A 21,993-nucleotide genomic window follows, 5' to 3' on the forward strand; every position below is an offset into this window, starting at 1 on the left:
AAACAAAACCGGCCACACGGGCCGGTTTTGATTTTAGTGCCGCGCCTTACTTGACGCGCATCCCCGGCTTCGCGCCGCTGTCCGGGCTGAGGATGTACAGGCCGCCGTCGCCACCGCCGGCGAGCACCATGCCCTCGGACAGGCCGAACTTCATCTTGCGCGGCGCCAGGTTGGCGACCATGACGGTCAGCCGGCCCTGCAGGTCTTCGGGCTTGTAGGCCGACTTGATGCCGGCGAAGACGTGGCGCGTTTCGTTGCCGATGTCGAGTGTCAGCGAGACCAGCTTGTCGGCGCCCTCGACGGCCTTGGCTTCGACGATCTTCGCCACGCGCAGGTCGACCTTCATGAAGTCGTCGATGCTGATCGTTTCTGCGATCGGCGGCACATCGTAGTCGAGCGCCGGCTTGGTTTCGATCGGTGCGAGCGCCTGCTTGTTTTCTTCGACCATGGCTTCGATGGCCTTCGGATCGATCCGCGTCATCAGGTGCGAATACGGGTTGATGCAGTGCGCGAGCAACAGCGAGCCGGCGTCGACCCAGCGCAGCGGTGCGATGTTGAGGAAGGCTTCGACATCGGCAGCCAGCCTGGGCAGTACCGGCTTCAGGTAGATGGTCAGCAGGCGGAAGGCGTTGATCAGGATCGAGCAGACGCGCTGCAGCTCGGCGTCCATGCCTTCCTGCTTGGCCATTTCCCACGGTTTGTTGGCGTCGACGAACTGGTTGACCTCGTCGGTCAGCGCCATGATGTCGCGGATCGCGCGGCTGAATTCACGGTTCTCGATCAGTTGTGCCAGTTCATCGCCTGCGGCCTGCAGTTTCGCCAGGACCGGCGCATCGCCGAGGTCGCGCGCCAGCTCGCCACCGAAGCGCTTGCTGATGAAACCGGCGGCGCGGCTGGCGATGTTGACGTACTTGCCGATCAGGTCGCTGTTGACGCGGGCGGCGAAGTCTTCGAGGTTGAGGTCGATGTCCTCGATGGCGCTGTTGAGCTTGGCGGCGAAGTAGTAGCGCAGCCATTCCGGATTCAGGTGCCGCAGATACGATTCGGCCGTGATGAAGGTGCCGCGGCTCTTGCTCATCTTGGCGCCGTCGACGGTCAGGAAACCGTGGGCATTGATGCCGGTCGGCGTGCGGTAGCCGCTGTATTCGAGCATGGCTGGCCAGAACAGCGCATGGAAGTAGAGGATGTCCTTGCCGATGAAGTGGTAGAGCTCGGCGCTGGAATCCTTGTTCCAGTACTCGTCGAAATCCAGACCGAGCCGGTCGCACAGGTTCTTGTGGCTGGCCATGTAGCCGACCGGCGCGTCGAGCCAGACGTAGAAGTACTTGCCCGGCGCATCCGGAATCTCGAAGCCGAAGTACGGAGCGTCGCGCGAGATGTCCCAGTCGTTCAGGCCGGCGTCGAACCATTCCTGCATCTTGTTTGCGGCGCCTTCCTGCAGGCGCGCACGCTCGGCCCCGTTGACCGTGGTTGCACCGGTGGTCCAGCCCTTGAGGAAGTCCTCGCACTCGCCGAGACGGAAGAAGAAGTGCTCCGAATCACGCAGTACCGGCGTTGCGCCCGAGACGGCCGAGTACGGGTTCTTCAGCTCGGTCGGCTGGTAGGTGGCGCCACAGACTTCACAGTTGTCGCCGTACTGGTCCTTGGCGCCGCACTTCGGGCACTCGCCCTTCACGAAGCGGTCCGGCAGGAACATGTTCTTCTGCGGGTCGTACAGCTGCGAGATCGTGCGCGAGACGATCTTGCCGTTGGCCTTGAGCTTGGCGTAGATGTCGTAGGCGAACTGGCGGTTTTCTGCCGAGTTGGTGCTGTAGTAGTTGTCGAAGGCGACATGAAAACCGGTGAAGTCGCGCAGGTGTTCGCCGTGCACGCGCTCGATCAGCGCCTCCGGCGTGATGCCTTCCTTCTCCGCGCGCAACATGATCGGGGTACCGTGGGTGTCGTCGGCACAGACGTAGTGGCAGCTGTGGCCGCGCATCTTCTGGAAACGGACCCAGATGTCCGTCTGGATGTACTCGACCAGGTGACCGAGGTGGATGGCGCCGTTGGCGTAGGGCAGGGCGGAGGTGACGAGGATCTTGCGGCTCATGGTCGTCTTTTTGGGCAATGAATCAGCCGATTATATCGCAGCCGCACGCCGGGCCGTGGCGCATTGCGGACGGGGCCGTTATAGTTGTTTGTCATGCCCCCATGGCCGCACAGGACCCCAGAACGTATGCCGCCCCCGCCGCCCGACCTGCAGCACGAGCTTGCCGCCATCGACGCCGCCTTTGCCGCACTGGCACGGGATCTGGGGCAGGACCTGCGCGCCGAGCTGCTCGACGCCTACTGGCCGACCCACGAAGCCTGCCTGGCGGAAATCGGCCTGGCGCTGCAACAGGGGCAGCACTACCTGGCCGAACGTGCGGCGCACCAGTTGAAAGGGGCATGTGCGCAAATCGGCGCAACCGGCATGGCGGCGCGGTGCCGCGGCATCGAGCTTGCGGCGCGCGACGCACGGTCTGCCGACGACGCCTATGCAGAGCTTCAGGTGTTGGCTGCCGGTATCGAATCCGCGCTGCGGCGCTGACCGTTACATCGGCGCCGGCGGGCTCAGGCTACACTGGCGCGTTCCCGTTCCGGATTGGCTTGACCATGCAGCTGCAGTTCGACGTGTTGTTCCTGATCGGCACCGCCGCCTTCACGATTTCCGGCTATCTGGTCGGCGCGACCAAACGCTTCGACGTGCTGGGTGTCGTGATTCTGGCGCTGCTGACCGCCATCGGCGGCGGGATGATCCGCGACGTGCTGGTCGACCGGGTGCCGCGCATCTTCATCGATGCAGGTCCGCTGTACACGATTTTCGCCACCTTGCTGGTGGCCTGGGCGATCAAACTGCACCAGCGCAATCGCGGCTTGCTGTACAAGATCTTCATCATTGCCGATTCGATCGGTCTGGTTGCATTCAGCATTGCCGGCGCGCAGATCGGCCTCGATGTGGGACTCAACCTGTTCGGCGTGGCCTTCCTCGCCTTCGTCACCGCCGTCGGCGGCGGACTGGTGCGCGACATGATGGTCAACGACGTGCCCTTCATCCTGCACGAGGATTTTTACGGCACCGTCGCCATTCTCGTGGCTGCGCTGCTGTATGCGGCAGCACAGGCGGGCTGGCGCGGTCTGTGGGTCGAGTGGACCCTGTTCGTCATCGGCCTCGGGCTGCGACTGGTTGCGCACCTGCGCGACTTCCGCCTGCCGCGGGTCGGGCACTGAGATGAAGCGGGCCGAGGTGGACTGGCCGGTTTCGGGCGATCCCCGTGTCTGGGCCGACTGGCTTCGGGCGCGGCTGGCCGGCTCGCCGCGCCCTGAAAGCGGCGATTTTCCGTTCGAGCAGGAAGCGCGTCCCGCGGCGGTGCTGATCGCGATCGTGCCCCGCATCGACGGGGTTTCGGTACTGCTGACCGAACGTGCGGCACACCTGCCGACGCATGGGGGGCAGATCAGCTTTCCCGGTGGTCGGGTCGAGAACGACGACGACGGAGCCATCGCCGCAGCGCTGCGCGAAAGCCGCGAGGAAATCGGCCTCGATGGCTGCTATGTCCGGGTGATCGATACGCTGGGCGCGTATTACACCGTCAGTGGTTATGCGGTGACGCCGGTGATCGGCGTGCTCGATCCGGGCTTCAGCCTGACGCCATCGGCCGACGAGGTCGAGCACGTGTTCGAACTGCCATTGCAGCAGCTGCTCAACCCGTCGCTGTACGAGCGGCGCTGGGTCGAACGCCGCGGTCTGCGCGGACAGACGCATTTCATCGAGATCGACGGTTACACGGTATGGGGGGCGACGGCAAACATGCTGCTGATGCTGGCGGCGGCGCTCGGTATCGGCGGAGAACCGGTCGACGTCGCCTGAGGGCGCGCGGCCACGTCGGCCGGAAATCCGCGTAGACCGGCCGGCTCGCCGGGCCCTATTCGGCAGGGCGCAGCTTGGGCAGGGAGATCCGGGCGATCAGTCCGTGTGGCTGTGCGTCGGCCAGTACGATGGTGCCGCCATGACGTTCGGCAATTTCCTTGACGATGGCCATTCCGAGGCCACAGCCGTTGCCGTCGTTCTGGTTGACGCGGTAAAAACGCTCGAACACACGCGGTTTCTGTTCGTCCGGAATGCCGTTGCCGTCGTCTTCGACTTCGACGATGTAGTCTGGGCCTTGCTCGAACAGGCGTACGGTAATGCTGCAGCCGCGCGGAATGTACTTGATCGCGTTCTCGATCAGATTGACGAACAGCTCGCGCAACAGCGCCGGATTACCGTCGATGTTCGCTTCCTGCAAGGCGCTGTCGCAGCCGAGGTCCATGCCGGCTGCGAGTGCGCGCGGTACCGATTCGGCGGTCAGGTCGCGAATCAGCTTGGCGAGGTCGACCTTCATGCCCGGCGTACCGGTCTGCGCGCCGGGTTCCGAGCGTGCCAGTGTCAGCAGCTGATTGACGAGGTGGATGCTGCGTGTGGCGCTCGCATGGACGAGGTTGAGCCGGTCACGCAGACCTTCCGGTGTCGATTCGCGCATCGCCAGTTCGGTCTGCGATTTCAGCCCGGCCAGCGGCGTACGCAACTGGTGGGCCGCATCGGCGATGAAGCGCCGTTGCCTGGACACGCTTTCGTTGGTCGTCGACAGCAGGTGGTTCAACGCATGCGTCAGTGATTGCAGTTCGACCGGCAACGCGTGCGTTTCCAGCGGCGCGAGATCCTGCGGTGCACGATGTTCGACGCTGCGCTGCAGTTTCTCCAGCGGACGCAGGCCGCGGCGGATGCCGAGCCAGACCAGTGCGCTCATTGCGACGATGAGCAGCCCCATCGGAATGCCGGTGGCCAGCAGGATTTCGCGCGACATCTGGCTGCGTTTCTGCAGGTTCTTGCCGACCTGCACGTGCAGCCAGTGGTCGGGCCTGTTCAGCGGGTAATAGATCGACAGCACCCGGATCGGTTCGCCGTCCTGAACGGTGTTGTAGAACAGCGGGTTGTTGGCGGCGGGCGCGGAAGGCGGGGACGGCAGGCGGCGGTTGCCGAGGATCATGCCGCCCGGCAGGGTGCTGACGGTATAGAAGAGTTTGTCGTCGGGGCCTTCCTCGAGCAGCAGCTGCGCGGCACGGGGGAAGTCGACGATCAGACCGTCGTCGAACGGTCTGACCTGACGGGCAATCGCCTGCGCGGTCTGCTGCAGGCTATTGTCGGTAATGGCGTTGGCGTAGTGCGTCGCGACGTTGTAGTACAGCGCCGCACCGGCCAACCAGAGGACGATTTGCGGTATCAGCAGCCACAGCAGCAGCTGCCGTTTGAGCGAAACCTTATCCCGCAACATCCTGCGACAGCGGTTGTTGCTTCTCGAGCAGATAACCCAGACCGCGGATGGTACGGATTACCACGCCACACGGTTCGAGCTTCTTGCGCAGGCGATGGACGTACACTTCGATTGCATTGAGGCCGACTTCGGCGTTGTCGGAGCCCAGTTCGGAAACGATCTGCTCCTTGGTGACGACGCGGTCGATGTTCGACATCAGGATTTCGAGTACGGTCAGTTCGCGTGCCGACAGGTCGAGCGGCGTGTCGTTGCACCAGGCGCGCTGGCCGGCGCGGTCGAGGCGCAGGTTGCCCAGTTGCTGGACCGATTGCGGCAGGATCTGGCTGCGGCGCAGCAGTGCACGCAGACGCGCTTCGAGTTCGGCAAATTCGAACGGTTTGGCCAGGTAGTCGTCGGCACCGGCGTCGAGGCCGGCAACGCGTTCTTCCAGCCCGTCGAGCGCGGTCAGGATCAGGATGGGCAGCGAAGGCTTGTGCTGGCGGACGTTGCGCAGCACGGTGAGGCCGTCCATGTTCGGCAAGCCGATGTCGAGCACGACGATGTCGTAATCGTTGTGCAGCAGAATCTGCAACGCCAGAGCGCCATCGTTGACACAGTCAACCTGGAAGTCGGCCTGTGACAGGCTGGTTTTCAGGGCATCGGCGAGAATGAGATCGTCTTCGGCAAGAAAAAGCCGGGTGCTCATGGTGGGAAACCTCCGGGGAATTCGGCGTTCTGTAAGGAAATGCTTACTGCTGAGTGTAACTGCTATTTCGCCAATTTCCCAGTTATTTTGATGCGCCCAGCGTTCGGGCGCGTTCCCTGCTTTCCCTAGCCAGACCGGCGGCATATTCGGCTTGCCAGTCCGCTGCCAGCCAGCCCGAAAGCTCGCTCTGGACCAGGTCGGCCAGCGCGTTGATCCAGTCCGGCTGGTCGTTGAGGCAGGGAATGTAGCGGAAGTCGCCACCACCGGCTGTGAGGAAGGTCTCTTTGCCCTCGATCGCGATTTCCTCGAGCGTTTCGAGACAGTCGGCCACGAAGCCCGGGCAGATGACGTCGAGCCGGCCGACGCCGGCCTTGCCCAGCTTCGTCAGTACGTCGGCGGTATACGGCTTGAGCCATTCGGCCTTGCCGAAGCGCGACTGGAAACTCAGCGTGTACTGGTCAGGATCGAGGTCCAGCGCGTCGGCGAGCAGTCTGGCGGTCTTGTGGCAGTGACAGAAATAGGGGTCGCCCTTGTCCAGCGTGTAGCGCGGAAGGCCGTGGAAGCTCATCAGCAGGTGATCGCCGCGGCCTTCACGCTGCCAGTGGGCACGAACCTGCCCGGCCAATGCATCGATGTAACCGGGGTGGTCATGGAAGCTGCGCACGGTCCGCAGTGCCGGCTGGTTGCGGTAGCGCATCAGCTGCGCGAACGCTGCATCGCAGGCGGTCGCCGTGGTGCTGGCGGCGTACTGCGGATAAAGCGGCATCAACAGGATGCGGTCGCAGCCGGCGGCCTTCAGTGTGTCGAGGCCCGCGGCAATCGACGGTTCGCCGTAGCGCATGCCGACCGCGAACGACAGCGGTGCCTGCAGCCGTTCGCCCAGATAGCCCTTGAGCAGGCGGGTCTGCTTCTGCGTCCAGACCTGCAGCGGCGAGCCTTCCTTGCTCCAGATGCTGGCGTATTTGTGCGCCGACTTCTTCGGGCGCACGTTGAGGATGATGCCGCGCAGGATCAGTTGCCAGATCAGTCTGGGAATTTCGACGACCCGCGGGTCGGAGAGGAACTGGCGCAGATAGGGTTTGACGGCGGCAGCGGTCGGCGCGTCCGGCGTGCCGAGGTTGACCAGCAGTACGCCGATCCGGGCTGGCTGGTCATGACGGAACTCGGTTTCGGTGACAAAACGACTCATTGTTCTTTTCCTGATTGCTTGGCGCGGCCGACGGTCAGCTGCAACTGCTTTACCCGGGTACGCAACTCGGCGAGGGCGGCCGGGTCCTCGCGGTATCGCGCGGCCAGATAGCTGGCCGCGATGGCTTCCAGTGCTTCGCGGTGTGCGGGCAGCAGCGCGGCGGCTCGGTGCGCCAGCGACGACGGTGCTTCGCCCGGCTGCGCCGCTATCCCGGCGCGTTCAAGCTTCGCGACAAAGCGCAGCCAGCAGCGCATGGCCGCATCGCGCGGCGGCGGACGGTTGCGCCAGCGCTGCGCAAGGCCGTAGCCGAGCAGCAGGGCCAGTACGAGTGCGGCGAACCAGCCGATGAACGCGGCCGAGGCGAGGGCATCGATACCGAGCCGGTTGAGCAGCTGCATCTGGCGTTGCGCATCATAACCGATCACCCAGCGGTTCCACTGGAAGACCGTCGCATCCCAGTGCTGCCGCAGCTCGCGCAGCCATGGCGCCTCGTTGCGCAATACGCCGGGCAAGCGGGCGGCATTGGTCACGCTTTGCGCCAGCCCCTGGTTGATGCGGTTCGGCGCGACGGCGGCAGTCGGATCGACGCGCTGCCAGCCGCGTTCGGCGAGCCAGACTTCGGTCCATGCGTGCGCATCGGCCTGGCGGACCAGCCAGTAGTCGCCACCGGCATTGCGCTCTCCGCCGAGATAGCCGCCGACGACGCGCGCCGGCACGCCGGCCGCACGCATCAGGAAGACGAAGGCGCCGGCGTAATGCTCGCAGAAGCCTTCTCGTGTCGTGAACAGCAGGTCGTCGATCGGGTCCGGCCCCGGCAGCAGGGGCGGGGACAGCGAGTAGCTGAACTTGCCTGCCCGCAACCATTGCTGTGCCGCGTCGACGCGTGCCGCCGCGGGCAGTTGCTGCCATTGCCGTGCCAGCGCACGTGCTTGCGGATTGCCGGAGGCGGGCAGCACCAGATTGCGGCGCAGCACGCCGTCGGGCTCGCTGGCGTGCCAGAACGGACTGCTGACGATGTCGAGGCGGCGGCGTTGCGCGAGGGGCGCATCGGCAACCAGCTGGAAGCGCGAGGTCAACCGGCTGTGCGCGGGCCAGCGCACCGGCAGGTCGAGCGCCAGCAGCCAGCTCCGCTCGCTGGGCTCCATCAGCATGCTGTAGCTCAGGGTCGGACCGACCGCGATCGCGGTGGGCCGGACGCCGGCATCGTCATGCAGCTGTTGCCAGTTCCGGCCGTCGAAGCGCTCGAACACCGGTCCGCGCCAGTACATCGTCGAGACCGGCGGCGCCTTGCCGTCAAAACTGACGCGGAAGGCGGGGCTGTCGTCGAGCGCCAGATTGGTGAAGCTGCCGGGGCTCATCACGTCCGACAGGCCGCTGCTGGCGCCGTTGCGGTCTTCCGGCATGCTCCACAGCGGGCCGGACAGGCGCGGGAACAGCAGGAACAGCAGGATGACGACCGGCGCAGCCTCGGCGAGCATGCGCAAAGCGCGCCAGGCCTCGTCCGGTTCGTAATGATCGGTACGGCGCTGCCATGCCATCAGCTGTGTCGTCAGTGCGACGGCCGTGGCCAGTGCCCACAGCAGCATCCAGAACGATTGCGATACGAGAAACAGGGCGCCGGCGGCGAAGTAGCCCAACAGCGTCAGCACCGCCGCGTCGCGCCGGCTGTGCGTTTCGAGCAGCTTGATCGCGATCAGGCTCACCAGCATGGCTACGCCGCCACTTCGGCCGATCAGGGTCCGGAACTGCCAGAACACCAGCGCCAGCAAGGCCAGCATCAGCACGTAGCGCAGCCAGCGTGGCGGCAGCGTCTTGCCGCGGTACACGAGGCTGGCGCGCCACAGCGGCACTGCCACGATCAGCAGGGCCAGCCAGGGCGGCAGCGTCAGCAAATGCGGCAGCAATGCCATCAGCAAGGCAGCGATCAGCGTATACAGCGCGCGACCGGGCAGGGTGTCGCTCATGGCGTCATCCGGTCGAAGAGCGCCAGTGCCTGCAAGCAGGCATGCCGGTGTGCCGGGCCGTTGCCGCGCGGCAGCGTGCTGCCCGGCAGCGCGAGGGCATATCGGTCGCCGTTGGCCTCGGCGGCGATGATCCACGCCGTCAGCCGCGACAGCCGCGCTTCGGTTCCGAGTTCGGGCAGGGCGTGCCAGTCGAACAGCCAGGCATGGCCTTCGTGACGCTCGTCCTGCCTGACCAGCAGCGTGTCGAGCCGGGCAAACTGCTTCCAGGCAATCTGACGTGGCATATCGCCGGGAACGTAGTTGCGCAATCCGGCAAAGTCGTCGTCGCCATGCACGCGGCGCTGGCCCTGGTCGCCGTGCTGGCCGTGGTAGGGCGGCGGGTCGTCTTCCGGGCGTGGGTAAACGAGGCAGCGGGCATCGAGATTGGCGTAGCTCCAGGCCTTGCACCAGCCGCTCGGATAGGTGGTGTCGATGCGCAGCGTCGGCATGCCCAGCCAGCCGCGGCCCGTGGTGGCAACGGGCAGTCGTGCGATCGTCGCGTCATCCCTTGGAACGGACTCCACCCAGGAGGCCGGCTGGCCGTGCAGCGAGACCGACAGCGCCCGTCGCGGCGGCTTGCCCGTGTTGGCAAGGGCGACCGGAAAATGGGCGGTGTCGCCGGCAAAGACCGGTTCGGCAACCAGTGCGTGCAGTTCCAGCTTCAGCAGGTTGCGATAACTCTGCAGCAGCGCGGCGTGGCCGAGACCGATCAGCACGAAGGCAAACAGGTAGGCGAGGCTCAACTGGTAGTTGATCGCGCCGATCAGCACCAGGACCGCCGTGGCGGCGTAGAGGGCACCGAACATCGTCGGCAACACGTAGATGCGGTTGTGCCGCAGCGTGACCACGGGCGCTGGCGGGTGTCGGCGCGTCAGGGCGTTTTGCCAGCGACGCTGGAACCAGCGCCGCATCAGGGAATGGCGACGGTGTCGAGCAGTTCGACCGCAGCCAGCGGATCCGGGCGGCCGCTGGCACGCGACAGCAGGCGATGGCCTGCGATGGCGGGAAAAACGGCCTGCACGTCCTCGGGAATCGCGTGGTCGCGTCCGTCCAGCCAGGCCCACGCACGCGTGGCGGCGACAAGGCCGATCAGTGCCCGCGGCGAGAGGCCGTAGGCAAAACGCTGCTGGTGCCGCGTGGCGGCGGCCAGTGCCTGAATGTAGTCGAGCAGGGGGGCGGCAACCTTGACGCCCGCCGCGGCGCGCTGTGCTTCGGCCAGCGTGTCCGGGTCGCACGCCGGCGCCAACCGGGCGACGAGCTCGCGCCGGCTGTCTCCGGCCAGCATCGCGCGCTCGGCTTCGTGGCCGGGGTAACCGAGTTCCAGCCGCATCAGGAAGCGGTCGAGCTGCGACTCCGGCAGCGGAAAGGTGCCGATCTGGTGCTGCGGGTTCTGCGTGGCAATGACGAAAAACGGTTCGGGCAGTGCGTACGTTTCGCCGTCGACGCTGACCTGGTGTTCTTCCATGGCTTCGAGCAGCGCCGACTGGGTTTTCGGCGGCGCCCGGTTGATTTCATCGGCCAGCAATACTTGCGTGAACACCGGACCGTGGTGGAAGCGGAAACGGCCGCTGTCGCGCTCGTACACCGATACGCCGAGCAGGTCGGCCGGCAGCAGGTCGCTGGTGAACTGGACGCGCGAGAAGCGCAGGCCGAGCGTCGTCGCGATCGCGTGGGCCAGCGTCGTCTTGCCGACACCGGGCAGGTCTTCGAGCAGCAGGTGGCCGCGCGCAAGCAGGCCGGCGACCGCGAGCCGGACGACGTTTTCCTTGCCGAGGATGATCTGATTGAGCTGGTTCAGGACGGCGTGAAGCGGATGGGGCATGGATTTGAGCTGGAATTGAAACTTGGGGGGGTCAGAACGCGCCGGAGAAGCTGATGCCGAACATCGGCGCGGTGTCGTAGCTGTCGCTGCCGATCTCGTGGCCGCGGTCGTCCTCGAGCTTGAGTTTGCCGCCGAAGGCCGCGGCGGCATAGGCGTCGATGCGCCAGCCCGGTTTGGCCGCGTAGCCGACGCGCAGATAGACCGGCAGGCGTTCGTGCTGGCCGACCCCGCCGGGAGAGACGCTGTTGTTCGCGGCGAGGCGGAATCGCTCCGACCGGTATGCGCCGCCGGCGCCGATCTGCCAGCGCTCGTTGGGCGCGTAGCTCAACTCGAGGCCGCCGGGGCCAGACGGGCCGGCATCGAAGGGATTGCCCAGATGCCACTGCTTGTCGATCTGCCAGTCGACGACGAGGAAGGGGAAGGCGCTGGTCTTGTCGAACTCGCGGAAGACCCCGGCACCGAGGCCGAGCTGCAGGGTGTTGCTGAACTGCTGTGCCGCGATGAAGGTGGCGCCGTAGCCGATCGCGTCGCTACCGGATGCGCCGCTTTCGCCGGCGTACTCGATGGTCGGCAATACCGAAAAGCTTTGGTAGCCGGCGGTCACGTAATTGATGTGGAAACCGAGACTGCCTTGTCGGACCGTATCCCAGGGGGCCTGGCCGCCAAAGCGCGCTGGCGATTCGAAGTCCCAGCGGTCCTGTGCCAGCCGAACGCCGAGGCCGAAACTCCAGCCCGGATTCATCGCCTGGTCGACGCTGGTGCTGAACAGCAGGCTGTTCAGGCCGACCTTGCCGCCGTCGTCGAGCGCCGCTTCGCCCTGCCAGACCGGGGTCAGCGCAACGTTGTACTGCAGCTCGTCGGCATGGGCGAGTGCGGCAGTCAGTGCGCAGGCGATCAGGGCGAGGCGGAGTGGCGCAAGCATGGGCGGTCCTGGGGTCGGTGGGCCGGGAGTGTGAATTTTGCCGAGTTCGGGTGTGCGGCGTACACTCGTGTTTCAACGCAAAACAATAACAGCTTTCGTCAAGAGGCCGAGTGTGTACGACACCGAAGCTGCGGAAAAACCCACGGCTTACCTTTCACATCCCGCCTGCAGCCTGCACGACATGGGCAAGGGACACCCGGAGTGCCCGGAGCGGCTGGCGGCAATTCGTGACCGGCTGATCGCCGCGCAACTGTGGGATTACCTGCTGCATGTCGATGCGCAGCCGGCAAGCCGTGCGCAGATCGAAGCGGTGCACGATCCCGACTATGTCGAGCGGCTGACGGTGATGGTGCCGTCGCACGGCTACGTTCACCTCGACCCTGACACCGCGATCAACCGCTTCAGCCTCAACGCGGCGTATCACGCTGCCGGTGCGGGCATCGATGCGGTCGATCTGGTCATGACCGGCCGGGCCGCCAACGCCTTCTGTGCGGTACGCCCGCCGGGCCATCACGCCGAGCGCGAACGCGGCATGGGATTCTGCCTGTTCGACAACATCGCGATCGCCGCGCGGCATGCGATCGATGTCTACGGGCTCGAACGCGTCGCCATCGTCGACTTCGACGTCCACCATGGCAACGGCACCGAGGACCTGGTGTGCAAGGAGCCGCGCATCCTGATGGTCGGGATGTTCCAGCACCCGTTCTTTCCGTACTGCGGCGACGAACCTAAGGGCGACAACATCCACAATGTCGCGATGCCGCGGGCGACGACGGGCCAGGATTTCCGCGAGATGGTGGCGGCCAAGTGGCTGCCCTTGCTCGACGACTTCGCACCGCAACTGATCCTGATCTCGGCGGGTTTCGATGCGCATCTCGAAGACGACATGGCGTCGATGGGGCTGGTTGAGGCCGATTATGCATGGGTGACCGAACGCTTGATGAAGCTGGCCCGACGCCACGCCAACGGCCGGATCGTGTCGATGCTCGAAGGCGGGTACGACCTGTCGGCGCTGGGCCGCAGTGTCACCGCACACATCAAGGTGCTTGCCGGGCTCTAGCCTGCACGCGGATCCGGACAAAGGAAGGCCCCGTTCTTGCCGCGGGGTTTTTTTACGCGCTGACGCTGAATGGAACAAACGGGAATGAAGAAATAGAAATATATAATTTATGGTTATTTGTTGGTGCGCCTTAAGATCGCTTCACAACGGTGCCGCGCCTTGATCCGCGGTCTTCGTTGCAAACCTTCCGCCGGCCAGAAGCCGGCGGGGACACAAGTCTCAGCGACAGGGAGCGCGCACAATGAAAACATCTCGTGGACTGATTTTTGCACTGCTGGCACTGGCCGCCGGTTTTGCCCAGGCCGACAAGCTCGACGACATCAAGAAGGCCGGCGTGCTGCGCGTTGCGGTGTTCGACGCCAACCCGCCGTTCGGTTTTGTCGACGGCAAGAACAAGAACATCATCGGTTACGACGTCGACGTCGCCAATGCGATCGCGAAGAAGCTTGGCGTCAAGGTCGAACTGCACCCGACCAATCCGGCCAACCGGATTCCGCTGCTGACGTCGAACAAGGTCGATCTGATCGCCGCCAACTTCACGATTACCGACGAGCGTGCCAAGACCGTCGATTTCAGCGTGCCGTACTTCGCCACCGGGCAGAAGTTCATCGCCAAGAAGGGCCTGCTGAAGCAGCCGGACGATATCGCCAAGCTGCGCATCGGCGCCGACAAGGGCACGGTGCAGGAAATCACGCTGCGCGAGAAGTATCCGAATGCGACCGTGGTGTCGTACGACGACACGCCGCTGGCGTTCGCCGCACTGCGCAACGGCAACGTCCAGGCGATCACCCAGGACGATGCCAAGCTGATCGGCCTGCTGGCCCGTGTGCCGGACAAGGCCAAGTACGAGGTGTCGTCGTTCGCGCTGACGCAGGAGTATCAGGGCATCGGCATCGGCAAGGGCGAGACCCGCCTTGTGGCCCTCGTCAACGAGGCCCTGGTCGACCTCGAGAAGACCCAGCAGGCCGGCAAGATCTATGACAAGTGGTTCGGTCCGAAGAGCGAAGCGCCGCTGCCGCGCGGGGCGTTCAAGATCGGCCAGCGCTGATCGGACAGTTCCGGGTCGGCCCCGCCGCAAGGCGGGGCCGTTCGTTTTCCGGCGTGCACGCGCCTTCCCGATGCCTTGCCATGATGTCTTCGCTGTTTCCGGGCCTGCTCGATGCCCGCTATCTGTTCTGGCTGCTGAAGGGCTTCGGCCTGACCCTGCAGCTCTCGCTGATCACCATCGTGCTGGCCACGCTGCTCGGTTTGCTGGTTGCCGCCGCGCGCGAGCAGCGCTGGCTGGCGGTGCCCTGCGTCGTCTACCTGTCGGTGATGCGCAATACGCCGCTGCTGGTCCAGCTGTTCTTCTGGTACTTCGGCGCCGCCAGTCTGGTACCCGAAGTGTGGATGGTCTGGCTGAATACACCGAAATCGCTGCTCGGCGTGCCGTGGCCATCGTTCGAGTGGCTCGCGGCGCTGTTCGGGTTGACGCTGTATTCGGCGGCCTTCATTGCCGAGGAAATCCGCGCCGGCATTCGCGGTGTCGGCCGGGGGCAGCGCGCTGCCGCGGCGGCGCTGGGACTGACGGGCTGGCAGGCGTTCCGCTGGGTGATCCTGCCGCAGGCGCTGCGCATTGCCCGCGGGCCGCTGTTCGGCCAGTACATGAACGTGGTGAAAAACTCGTCGCTGGCGATGGCGATCGGCCTGGCCGAACTGTCCTATGCATCGCGTCAGGTCGAGACCGAAACGCTGAAGACCTTTCAGGCCTTTGGCGTGGCGACGCTGCTGTACATGTTCGCGGTCATGTTGGTACAGGTCGCGGGCAGAAGGAGGGCGGCGTGATGCTCGACTTCTCGGTGATTCGCGACAATGTCGATTACCTGCTCTGGGGCGCGTATCCGGACGGGCCGCTCGGCGGCGCCGCGCTGACGTTGTTGCTGAGCATGGCGGCCGGTCTTGCATCGGCGCTGCTCGGTATCGCCGGCGGTATCGCGCTGACACTGGCGCGGGGCTGGAGCGCACGGTTGCTGGTGCTGGTGCTCGATGCGCTGCGGGCAGTGCCGGTGCTGATGCTGATCTTCTGGATGTATTTCCTGCTGCCCATCGTGTTCGGCATCGACGTGCCGGCAATCGGTACCGTGGTCTGCGCGCTGGCGCTGATCGGTGGGGCTTACCTGTCGCATGCATTGCACGCCGGCATCGTTGCGATCGGTCGCGGCCAGTGGCAGGCCGGCCTGTCGCTGGGTCTGAGCGAGTGGCTGACCTTGCGGCTGGTCGTGCTGCCGCAGGCTTTGCGGATGATGGTACCGTCGTTCATCAACCAGTGGATTTCGCTGATCAAGGACACGTCGCTGGCCTATATCGTCGGCGTCGGTGAGCTGACATTTCTGGCCACTCAGGTCAACAACCGGGCCATGGTGTACCCGACCGAGGTCTTCCTTTTCGTTGCGCTGCTGTACCTGCTGATCTGCGGCGCGCTCGAGCTGGCTGCCGCGGCCTACACCCGGCGCTACCGGCTGGCGCAATGAAAAACGGGCGCCAGTGGCGCCCGTTCCCGTCGGCGAGTCCGGCCGATGCGGATCAGCCGAAAATCTTCATCGAGGTCCAGAAGAATGCGGCGGCGAGGCCCATCGACGCCGGCAGCGTGAAGACCCAGGCCAGCAGGATGTTGCGGATGGTGCTCATCTGCAGGCCGCTCTTGTTGGCGACCATGGTGCCGGCGACACCGGACGAGAGCACGTGGGTGGTCGATACCGGCAGGCCGAAGATGTTGGCGATGCCGATCGAGCTGGCGGCGACGATCTGTGCGCTCATCCCCTGCGCGTAGGTCATGCCCTGTTTGCCGATCTTCTCGCCGACGGTGAGCACGACGCGCTTCCAGCCGACCATGGTGCCGAGGCCGAGTGCCAGTGCGATCGCAACGATCACCCATTGCGGCGAGTATTCGGTCGTCGCGGTCAGGTCGGCGCGCAGCTTGTTCAGATCGGCGACTTCGCGCGGCTTGATCTCCGGCAGCTTGGCGACCTTGCGCGCGGTGTCGTCCAGACACAGGATCAGCCGGCGGATGTGCGGCCGCTCTGCCGGTGCGATCTCGCTGTAGTCCTTGATGCCTTCCAGGCGGCTGACCAGTGTCTGGACCGCCGGCGCGGTCTGGTGGTAGTCGCAATGGAACTGCTTGGGCATGTCGTCGCCGTTGCTCTCGGCCGGCTTGAGCAGCATGTACTTGCCGAGCTTGTCATCGTGCTGCTGATAGAACTGCATCATGTGGATCGCCGCATCGCGGGTGCGGTCGATCTGGTAGGTGGTGCTGTCGAGGTCGAGCACGAACTTGGCCGGCACGATGCCGATCAGCACCAGCATGATCAGGCCGATGCCCTTCTGGCCGTCGTTCGAGCCGTGGGCGAAGCTGACGCCCATCGCCGAGGCGATCAGGACCACGCGGTTCCAGAACGGCGGGTGTTTCTTGTTGTCGATGGCGCGACGCCCTTCGGGGGTCTTGTGCATCTTGCCGTCGGCCCAGAGGCGCTTGAGCCCCAGCAACAGCAGGAAGGCCAGCAGGAAGCCCACCGTCGGCGAGACCAGCAGCGACAGCGCGATGTCGATGGCCTTGCCCCAGTTGATCGCGGTGCCCAGATCGCCGCCGGTGATGAAGGCATTGGCCAGGCCGACGCCGAGGATGGAACCGATCAGCGTGTGCGAGCTCGACGCCGGCAGGCCGAAATACCAGGTGCCGAGGTTCCACATGATCGCGGCGGCCAGCAGCGAAAACACCATCGACAAGCCCTGGACGCTGCTGACGTTGATCAGCAGGTCGACCGGCAGCAGGTGGACGATCGCGTAGGCCACGCTGAGCCCGCCGAGCATGACGCCGAGGAAGTTGAAGATGCCCGAGGCGACGACCGCGAGGTGCGCCGGCATGGCCTTGGTGTAGATCACCGTGGCAACGGCATTGGCGGTGTCGTGAAAGCCGTTGATGAATTCGAAGGTAAGGACGAACAACACGGCAAGCGCCAGGCTCACACCGACGGTGAGGCTGAGGCCGCTGAACATTTCGATCATGGGAGGGATGGGGAGGTGCGGAAATTGTCGCGGATTATCGCAGAAAGCCGGCAGCACCGCTTGATCAAACACACGGCCGGATGGTGGCGCCAGACCGGCAGGCGGTGGTAATGCTGCAGGCGCCACCGGGCACGATTCATGACGAGCAGGAGACGCTGAGACTGGCCGCCCAGTCCGGCGCCGGGCCGGCCAGATCGTCGAACGCTTCGTCGTCGTCGAAGGGCCGGCTCAGGGCGCGCTGCAATCGCGCGATCTCGCTCGCGTCGCCGTCAGCGGCCTTGCGGATGGCCACCTCGGCCAGATGGTTGCGCAGCACCAGACGCGGATTGGTCGCCAGCATGATGGCTTCGCGTTCGGCGGGCGCCAGTATGTCGGTGGCTAGCCGCGTCCGGTAGTCCGCCAGCCAGGTGTCGAAGGCATCACGGTCGACAAACTGGTCGCGAAGCCGGTCATGCCGGGCGGTACGGGACAGGTCGCGCCAGAAAATCGTCCAGTCGGTCCTCGAGGCCTGCATCAGTTCAAGCAGGCGGGTGAACCGTGCCCAGTCGGCCTCGCGCCATTCGGCCAGGCCGAACTTGCGCCGGAGGCGTTCGGCGTAGGCCGCTTCGAACACCTGCTGATAACCGTCGAGCGCGGTTCGCAGCGCATCGGCATCGACCAGGTTGACCAGCGTCTGCGCGAGGCAGGCAAGGTTCCACAGGCCGATCTGCGGCTGCTGGTTGAAGGCGTAGCGACCGTGGTGATCCGAATGGTTGCAGATGTGGCCCGCGTCGAAGCCGTCGAGGAAACCGAACGGACCGTAGTCGAGTGTCAGTCCGAGCATCGACATGTTGTCGCTGTTCATCACGCCGTGGCAGAAGCCGACCGCCATCCAGTCGGCGATCATCGCCGCGGTGCGGTCGCGTACCGCCTCGAACAGCGCCAGATACGGCGACGTGGCCGCAGCGCACTCCGGGTAGAAATGGGCAATCGTCCAGTCGGCGAGTTCGTTCAGCGCCACGGGTTCGCCGCGGTGGTAGAAATGCTCGAAGTGGCCGAAACGCAAAAAGGTCGGCGCGACGCGGGCGACGACGGCGGCCGTTTCGCGCGTCTCGCGCCATACCGGCTCCGGCGAGCCGACCAGCGACAACGCCCGCGTCGTCGGAATGCCGAGTCCGGCCATGGCTTCCGAGCACAGGTATTCGCGGATCGACGAGCGCAGCACCGCACGACCGTCGCCCATGCGCGAGTACGGCGTCAGACCGGCGCCCTTGAGCTGGATTTCCTGAATGCAGCCGTCGGTATCGGTCAGCTCGGCCACCAGGATGGCGCGACCGTCGCCGAGCTGGCCGGCCCACTGGCCGAACTGGTGCCCGGAATAGACGCTGGCCAGCGGCCTTTCCTGCCGCAGCAGGTTGCCGACGAGCAGTTCGGCGAGCCGTGGGTGGGCGGCGGGGTCGGGGTTCAGGCCCAGTTGCGCCGCCAGTGCCGCATTCCAGGCCAGCAGCCGCGGCGCCGGCAGGGGGGACGGCGTCACGATGCTGTAGTAACGGTCGGGCAGCAGGGCGAAGCGGGGTGTCAGCGGGGCGGTGGCGAGCGTATATTCCATGGCTTTCGCGCGACTGCGCGAATCCTGAGTAAATTGATCGGGTACTAGTTTACGTGGCCCGCATCGGATTGACGAGACGATTGACGGGATCGAAGCATGAGTGACAAAGCCCCGGTGACTGCGGCGGTACGCGTCCTGCGCCAGCACAAGGTGACGTACACCGAACACCTGTACGAGTACGAGGAAAAAGGCGGCACCACGGTGTCGGCACGCGAACTTGGCGTTCCCGAGCACGCGGTGATCAAGACGCTGGTGATGGAAGACGAAGCGAAGCAGCCGCTGGTGGTGCTGATGCACGGCGACTGCGAGGTCTCGACCAAGAATCTGGCCCGGTTGCTGCACAAGAAGGGCATCCATCCGTGTACGCCGGAGATCGCCAACAAGCATTCGGGTTATATGGTCGGCGGCACCTCGCCGTTCGGTACCCGCAAGAGCATGCCGGTCTATATGGAACGCAGCATTGCCGATCTCGACAAGATCTACCTGAACGGCGGCAAGCGCGGTTTCCTGGTCGGCCTGGCGCCGGCCGACGCGGTCGCCATCCTCAAGCCGACGCTGGTCGACGTCGCACTGGCGCACGGCGAGCACGGCTGAACACCCAATCACGAAAACAGGAAAACGGAGAACTACGATGAGCGACCGATTGACGCAGATCACCACCCGCGGTGGCGATGACGGCAGTACCGGCCTGGGCGACGGCTCGCGGGTCGGCAAGGACAGTGTCCGCATCCATGCGCTGGGCGAAGTCGACGAACTCAACTCCAGTATCGGTGTTGCGCTGGCCGAACCGTTGCCGCCGGCGCTGCGCGATGCGCTGGTTCTGGTGCAGAACGACCTGTTCGATCTGGGCGGCGAGCTGTGCATTCCGGGCCGTGAGGCGCTGACCGAGGCGCATCTGGCGCGACTCGAGGCGAGCGTCGAGGCCTTCAACGGCGAGCTCGAGCCGCTGCGCGAATTCATCCTGCCCGGCGGTGCGCGGGCTGCGGCGGCACTGCACGTTGCGCGCTGCGTCTGCCGGCGTGCCGAGCGGGCCGTCGTTGCACTCGACAAGGCCGAAGTGCTCCCGGCGACCAGCATCAAATACCTGAACCGGCTTTCCGATCTGCTGTTCATCGGTTCGCGGCTAGCCAACCGCTTTGCCGGCCAGCCCGATGTGCTCTGGCAACCGGGTCTCAACGCCTGACAGCAGGCGGGCCGAGAGTCAACCCCGCGGCAACAGGCCTGCCAGCCGCTCGGCCTCGCCCGGCGGGCGCGTTGGTATGGCCGCAAAGTAGCGGCTCGGTTCCACGCCGAGCGTGCGGTGGAACATGGCGCTGAACGCGCTCTGGCTGGCGTAACCGAGCCGTTCGGCAATCCGCTTCAGCGGTTCGCCCTGCGCCAGCAGCTCCAGTGCGCGGATCAGCCGGGCCTGCTGGCGCCATTCGCGGAATGACAGTCCGGTTTCGCCGCGAAAGCGCCGCGCCAGCGTGCGGCTGCTGGCGCCGGCGAGGTCGGCAAGGTGTTCGAGCGTCTCGTCGCTGTCGAGGCGGGCGAGCACGTAGTCGCACAGCCGCACCAGTCTTGCGTCGTGCGGCATCGGCAAATGCAGCGGTGCAGTCGGCAGTTCGCGCAGCTCCGCGATGCTCAGTGCCGCAATCAGGTGGCCGCGACTGCCTTCGTCCAGTCGGATCGGCAGTGCGGTCAGTGCCAGAATCAGTTCGCGCAACAGGGGGCTGACTTCGAGCACCGTGCAGTGCCCGGGCAGGCCCGTCGTGGCGGCCGGTTCGACATAGATGGTCCGCATCTCGGCGTCGCTGGCGATCATCACCCGGTGCGGCGTCTGCGGCGGTACCCACAGTGCCCGTTGTGGCGGCAGCACCCAGTTGCCCTCGACGGTTTCGACACGCATCACCCCGCTGCAGGCATAGACGAGTTGCGCCCGACGATGCCGGTGCACGCCGGAGTCGTGGCCCTGGGCGTAGTTGCGGCTCATGGCGACCACGGCTTGCGGCAGCCCGTCGTAGCGGTCCGGGTCGAGATCCGAAAATGTCTGGTTCACGATAAATGATGGCAGATGCGTGTTTGCTGGACAGCATAGACTCGGGCGATGTCCGCGGTAAACCGCGACGCGTCTCATTCCCCATTACCGGAGTTGTCGCATGCAACCCAAGTCACTCGCCCTGCCGGCCCAGGGGGCGCAGAACACCGCCTTCATGGTGCTGGCCGCGATCAGCGTCTCGCACCTGCTCAACGACATGATCCAGTCGCTGATCCTGGCGATCTACCCGATGCTCAAGGACACTTATGCACTGAGCTTCGCACAGATCGGCCTGATCACGCTGGTCTATCAGTTGACGGCGTCGATCCTGCAGCCGCTGATCGGCCTGTATACCGATCACCGTCCGAAGCCGTATTCACTGTCGGTGGGCATGGGTTTCACGCTCTGCGGCCTGCTGCTGATGTCGCAGGCGGCACAGTTCCACTGGTTGCTGCTGGCCGCCGCGCTGGTGGGTATCGGTTCTTCGGTCTTCCATCCGGAGTCGTCGCGGGTGGCGCGGATGGCCTCGGGGGGGCGTCATGGTCTGGCGCAATCGCTGTTCCAGGTCGGCGGCAATCTGGGGTCCTCGCTCGGGCCCTTGCTGGCCGCGCTGGTCATCCTGCCGCGCGGGCAGGGCAGCATCGCGTGGTTCTCGATCGCCGCCATGCTGGCCATGGCCATCCTTTACCGCGTCGGTGTCTGGTACGGCGCACAGCGGATGGCGGCTGCAGCGCGCAAGGTCCATGCGATCCGCTCGCCGCTGCCGCGTGCCACCGTGCTGCGGGCCATGGGCATTCTGGCCTTGCTGGTGTTTTCGAAGTACTTCTATCTGGCCAGCCTGAACAGCTATTACACCTTTTACCTGATCGACCGTTTCGGCATCGGCATCCGCGATGCCCAGCTCTATCTGTTCCTGTTCCTGTTTGCCGTTGCAGCAGGGACGGTACTCGGCGGGCCGGTCGGTGACCGGATCGGCCGCAAGCGGGTGATCGGGATTTCGATGCTGGGGGTCGTGCCGTTCGCACTGATGCTGCCGTATGCCAGCCTGTTCTGGACAGCCGTCCTGACGGTGGTGATCGGCCTGATCCTGGCATCGGCGTTTTCAGCCATCCTCGTTTACGCAACCGAACTGGTGCCGGGCAAGGTCGGCATGGTCGCCGGGCTGTTCTTCGGCTTCGCGTTCGGCATGGGCGGGATCGGCGCGGCGGCGCTGGGCAGGCTCGCGGATCACGCCGGCATCGGCTACGTTTACCAAGTGTGCTCGTTCCTGCCGCTGCTTGGCTTGCTGACGCTGCTGCTGCCGGAGACGAAGGCCGGAAAACACGACTGAACT

At 65.3% G+C, this 21,993-nt stretch carries 21 protein-coding genes; 10 read left to right on the forward strand and 11 right to left on the reverse strand.

Going from position 1 to position 21,993, the window contains the following annotated elements:
- Positions 1-46: 46 nt before the first annotated feature.
- A complete protein-coding gene (gene metG / locus IE097_RS04315; protein WP_189458916.1) occupies positions 47-2,089 on the reverse strand; it encodes a methionine--tRNA ligase in 2,043 nt (680 codons plus the stop codon).
- 126 nt (positions 2,090-2,215) lie between these two features.
- Here metG and IE097_RS04320 point away from each other — a divergent pair, with 126 nt between their 5' ends.
- The 3 genes from IE097_RS04320 (at position 2,216) to IE097_RS04330 (ending at position 3,889) form a co-directional block, all read left to right on the forward strand.
- Complete coding sequence (locus IE097_RS04320; protein WP_189458917.1) at positions 2,216-2,569, forward strand: Hpt domain-containing protein; 354 nt, start codon at positions 2,216-2,218, stop codon at positions 2,567-2,569.
- 65 nt (positions 2,570-2,634) lie between these two features.
- Positions 2,635-3,249: a trimeric intracellular cation channel family protein gene (locus IE097_RS04325; protein WP_189458918.1), complete on the forward strand. Its 615-nt coding sequence runs from the start codon at positions 2,635-2,637 to the stop codon at positions 3,247-3,249.
- Position 3,250: 1 nt separating this feature from the next.
- Complete coding sequence (locus tag IE097_RS04330; RefSeq protein WP_189458919.1) at positions 3,251-3,889, forward strand: CoA pyrophosphatase; 639 nt, start codon at positions 3,251-3,253, stop codon at positions 3,887-3,889.
- A 55-nt stretch (positions 3,890-3,944) separates the two neighbouring features.
- On the opposite strand, the gene IE097_RS04335 is transcribed toward IE097_RS04330, so the two are convergent.
- The 7 genes from IE097_RS04335 to IE097_RS04365 all read right to left on the reverse strand — a co-directional run bounded on the left by IE097_RS04335 (position 3,945) and on the right by IE097_RS04365 (position 11,954).
- A complete protein-coding gene (locus IE097_RS04335; RefSeq protein ID WP_189458920.1) occupies positions 3,945-5,333 on the reverse strand; it encodes a sensor histidine kinase in 1,389 nt (462 codons plus the stop codon).
- Entirely contained in the window at positions 5,320-6,018 is a 699-nt protein-coding gene (locus IE097_RS04340; protein WP_189458921.1) for a response regulator transcription factor, read from the reverse strand. Before IE097_RS04340 ends, IE097_RS04335 begins: the two co-directional genes overlap by 14 nt.
- A gap of 82 nt (positions 6,019-6,100) precedes the next feature.
- Positions 6,101-7,207: a ferrochelatase gene (gene hemH / locus IE097_RS04345; RefSeq protein WP_189458922.1), complete on the reverse strand. Its 1,107-nt coding sequence runs from the start codon at positions 7,205-7,207 to the stop codon at positions 6,101-6,103.
- Positions 7,204-9,171 (reverse strand): transglutaminase TgpA family protein, encoded by a 1,968-nt coding sequence (locus IE097_RS04350; RefSeq protein WP_189458923.1) that lies wholly within the window; start codon positions 9,169-9,171, stop codon positions 7,204-7,206. Before IE097_RS04350 ends, hemH begins: the two co-directional genes overlap by 4 nt.
- Positions 9,168-10,121, reverse strand: a complete 954-nt coding sequence (locus IE097_RS04355; protein WP_189458924.1) for a DUF58 domain-containing protein — start codon at positions 10,119-10,121, stop codon at positions 9,168-9,170. Before IE097_RS04355 ends, IE097_RS04350 begins: the two co-directional genes overlap by 4 nt.
- Complete coding sequence (locus IE097_RS04360) at positions 10,121-11,032, reverse strand: AAA family ATPase (protein ID WP_189458925.1); 912 nt, start codon at positions 11,030-11,032, stop codon at positions 10,121-10,123. Before IE097_RS04360 ends, IE097_RS04355 begins: the two co-directional genes overlap by 1 nt.
- Before the next feature lie 31 nt (positions 11,033-11,063).
- Positions 11,064-11,954 carry a hypothetical protein gene (locus IE097_RS04365; protein WP_189458926.1) on the reverse strand — a complete coding sequence of 297 codons (891 nt, stop codon included), beginning with the start codon at positions 11,952-11,954 and terminating at the stop codon, positions 11,064-11,066.
- 112 nt (positions 11,955-12,066) lie between these two features.
- Here IE097_RS04365 and IE097_RS04370 point away from each other — a divergent pair, with 112 nt between their 5' ends.
- The 4 genes from IE097_RS04370 (at position 12,067) to IE097_RS04385 (ending at position 15,524) form a co-directional block, all read left to right on the forward strand.
- On the forward strand, positions 12,067-13,014 hold the full coding sequence (locus IE097_RS04370) for a histone deacetylase family protein (RefSeq protein WP_229797422.1): 948 nt from the start codon (positions 12,067-12,069) through the stop codon (positions 13,012-13,014).
- Between the two features lie 241 nt (positions 13,015-13,255).
- Complete coding sequence (locus tag IE097_RS04375) at positions 13,256-14,062, forward strand: ABC transporter substrate-binding protein (RefSeq protein WP_189458927.1); 807 nt, start codon at positions 13,256-13,258, stop codon at positions 14,060-14,062.
- 80 nt (positions 14,063-14,142) lie between these two features.
- Positions 14,143-14,838, forward strand: a complete 696-nt coding sequence (locus IE097_RS04380; RefSeq protein WP_189458928.1) for an amino acid ABC transporter permease — start codon at positions 14,143-14,145, stop codon at positions 14,836-14,838.
- On the forward strand, positions 14,838-15,524 hold the full coding sequence (locus IE097_RS04385; RefSeq protein ID WP_189459193.1) for an amino acid ABC transporter permease: 687 nt from the start codon (positions 14,838-14,840) through the stop codon (positions 15,522-15,524). The genes IE097_RS04380 and IE097_RS04385 overlap by 1 nt, the downstream gene beginning before the upstream one ends.
- A gap of 52 nt (positions 15,525-15,576) precedes the next feature.
- Here IE097_RS04385 and IE097_RS04390 read toward each other — a convergent pair whose 3' ends face one another.
- Both IE097_RS04390 and IE097_RS04395 read right to left on the reverse strand, forming a co-directional pair.
- Positions 15,577-17,055, reverse strand: a complete 1,479-nt coding sequence (locus tag IE097_RS04390; RefSeq protein ID WP_189458929.1) for an inorganic phosphate transporter — start codon at positions 17,053-17,055, stop codon at positions 15,577-15,579.
- Positions 17,056-17,191: 136 nt separating this feature from the next.
- Entirely contained in the window at positions 17,192-18,643 is a 1,452-nt protein-coding gene (locus IE097_RS04395; protein ID WP_189458930.1) for a protein adenylyltransferase SelO, read from the reverse strand.
- 96 nt (positions 18,644-18,739) lie between these two features.
- Here IE097_RS04395 and ybaK point away from each other — a divergent pair, with 96 nt between their 5' ends.
- Complete coding sequence (ybaK, locus tag IE097_RS04400; protein WP_189458931.1) at positions 18,740-19,237, forward strand: Cys-tRNA(Pro) deacylase; 498 nt, start codon at positions 18,740-18,742, stop codon at positions 19,235-19,237.
- 37 nt (positions 19,238-19,274) lie between these two features.
- A complete protein-coding gene (locus tag IE097_RS04405; RefSeq protein ID WP_189458932.1) occupies positions 19,275-19,826 on the forward strand; it encodes a cob(I)yrinic acid a,c-diamide adenosyltransferase in 552 nt (183 codons plus the stop codon).
- A gap of 18 nt (positions 19,827-19,844) precedes the next feature.
- Here IE097_RS04405 and IE097_RS04410 read toward each other — a convergent pair whose 3' ends face one another.
- Entirely contained in the window at positions 19,845-20,681 is an 837-nt protein-coding gene (locus IE097_RS04410; protein ID WP_229797423.1) for an AraC family transcriptional regulator, read from the reverse strand.
- Between the two features lie 100 nt (positions 20,682-20,781).
- Here IE097_RS04410 and IE097_RS04415 point away from each other — a divergent pair, with 100 nt between their 5' ends.
- Complete coding sequence (locus IE097_RS04415; RefSeq protein WP_189458933.1) at positions 20,782-21,990, forward strand: MFS transporter; 1,209 nt, start codon at positions 20,782-20,784, stop codon at positions 21,988-21,990.
- The last annotated feature ends 3 nt before the right edge of the window (positions 21,991-21,993 follow it).

This window comes from Jeongeupia chitinilytica (assembly GCF_014652315.1).
Lineage (GTDB): Bacteria > Pseudomonadota > Gammaproteobacteria > Burkholderiales > Chitinibacteraceae > Jeongeupia > Jeongeupia chitinilytica.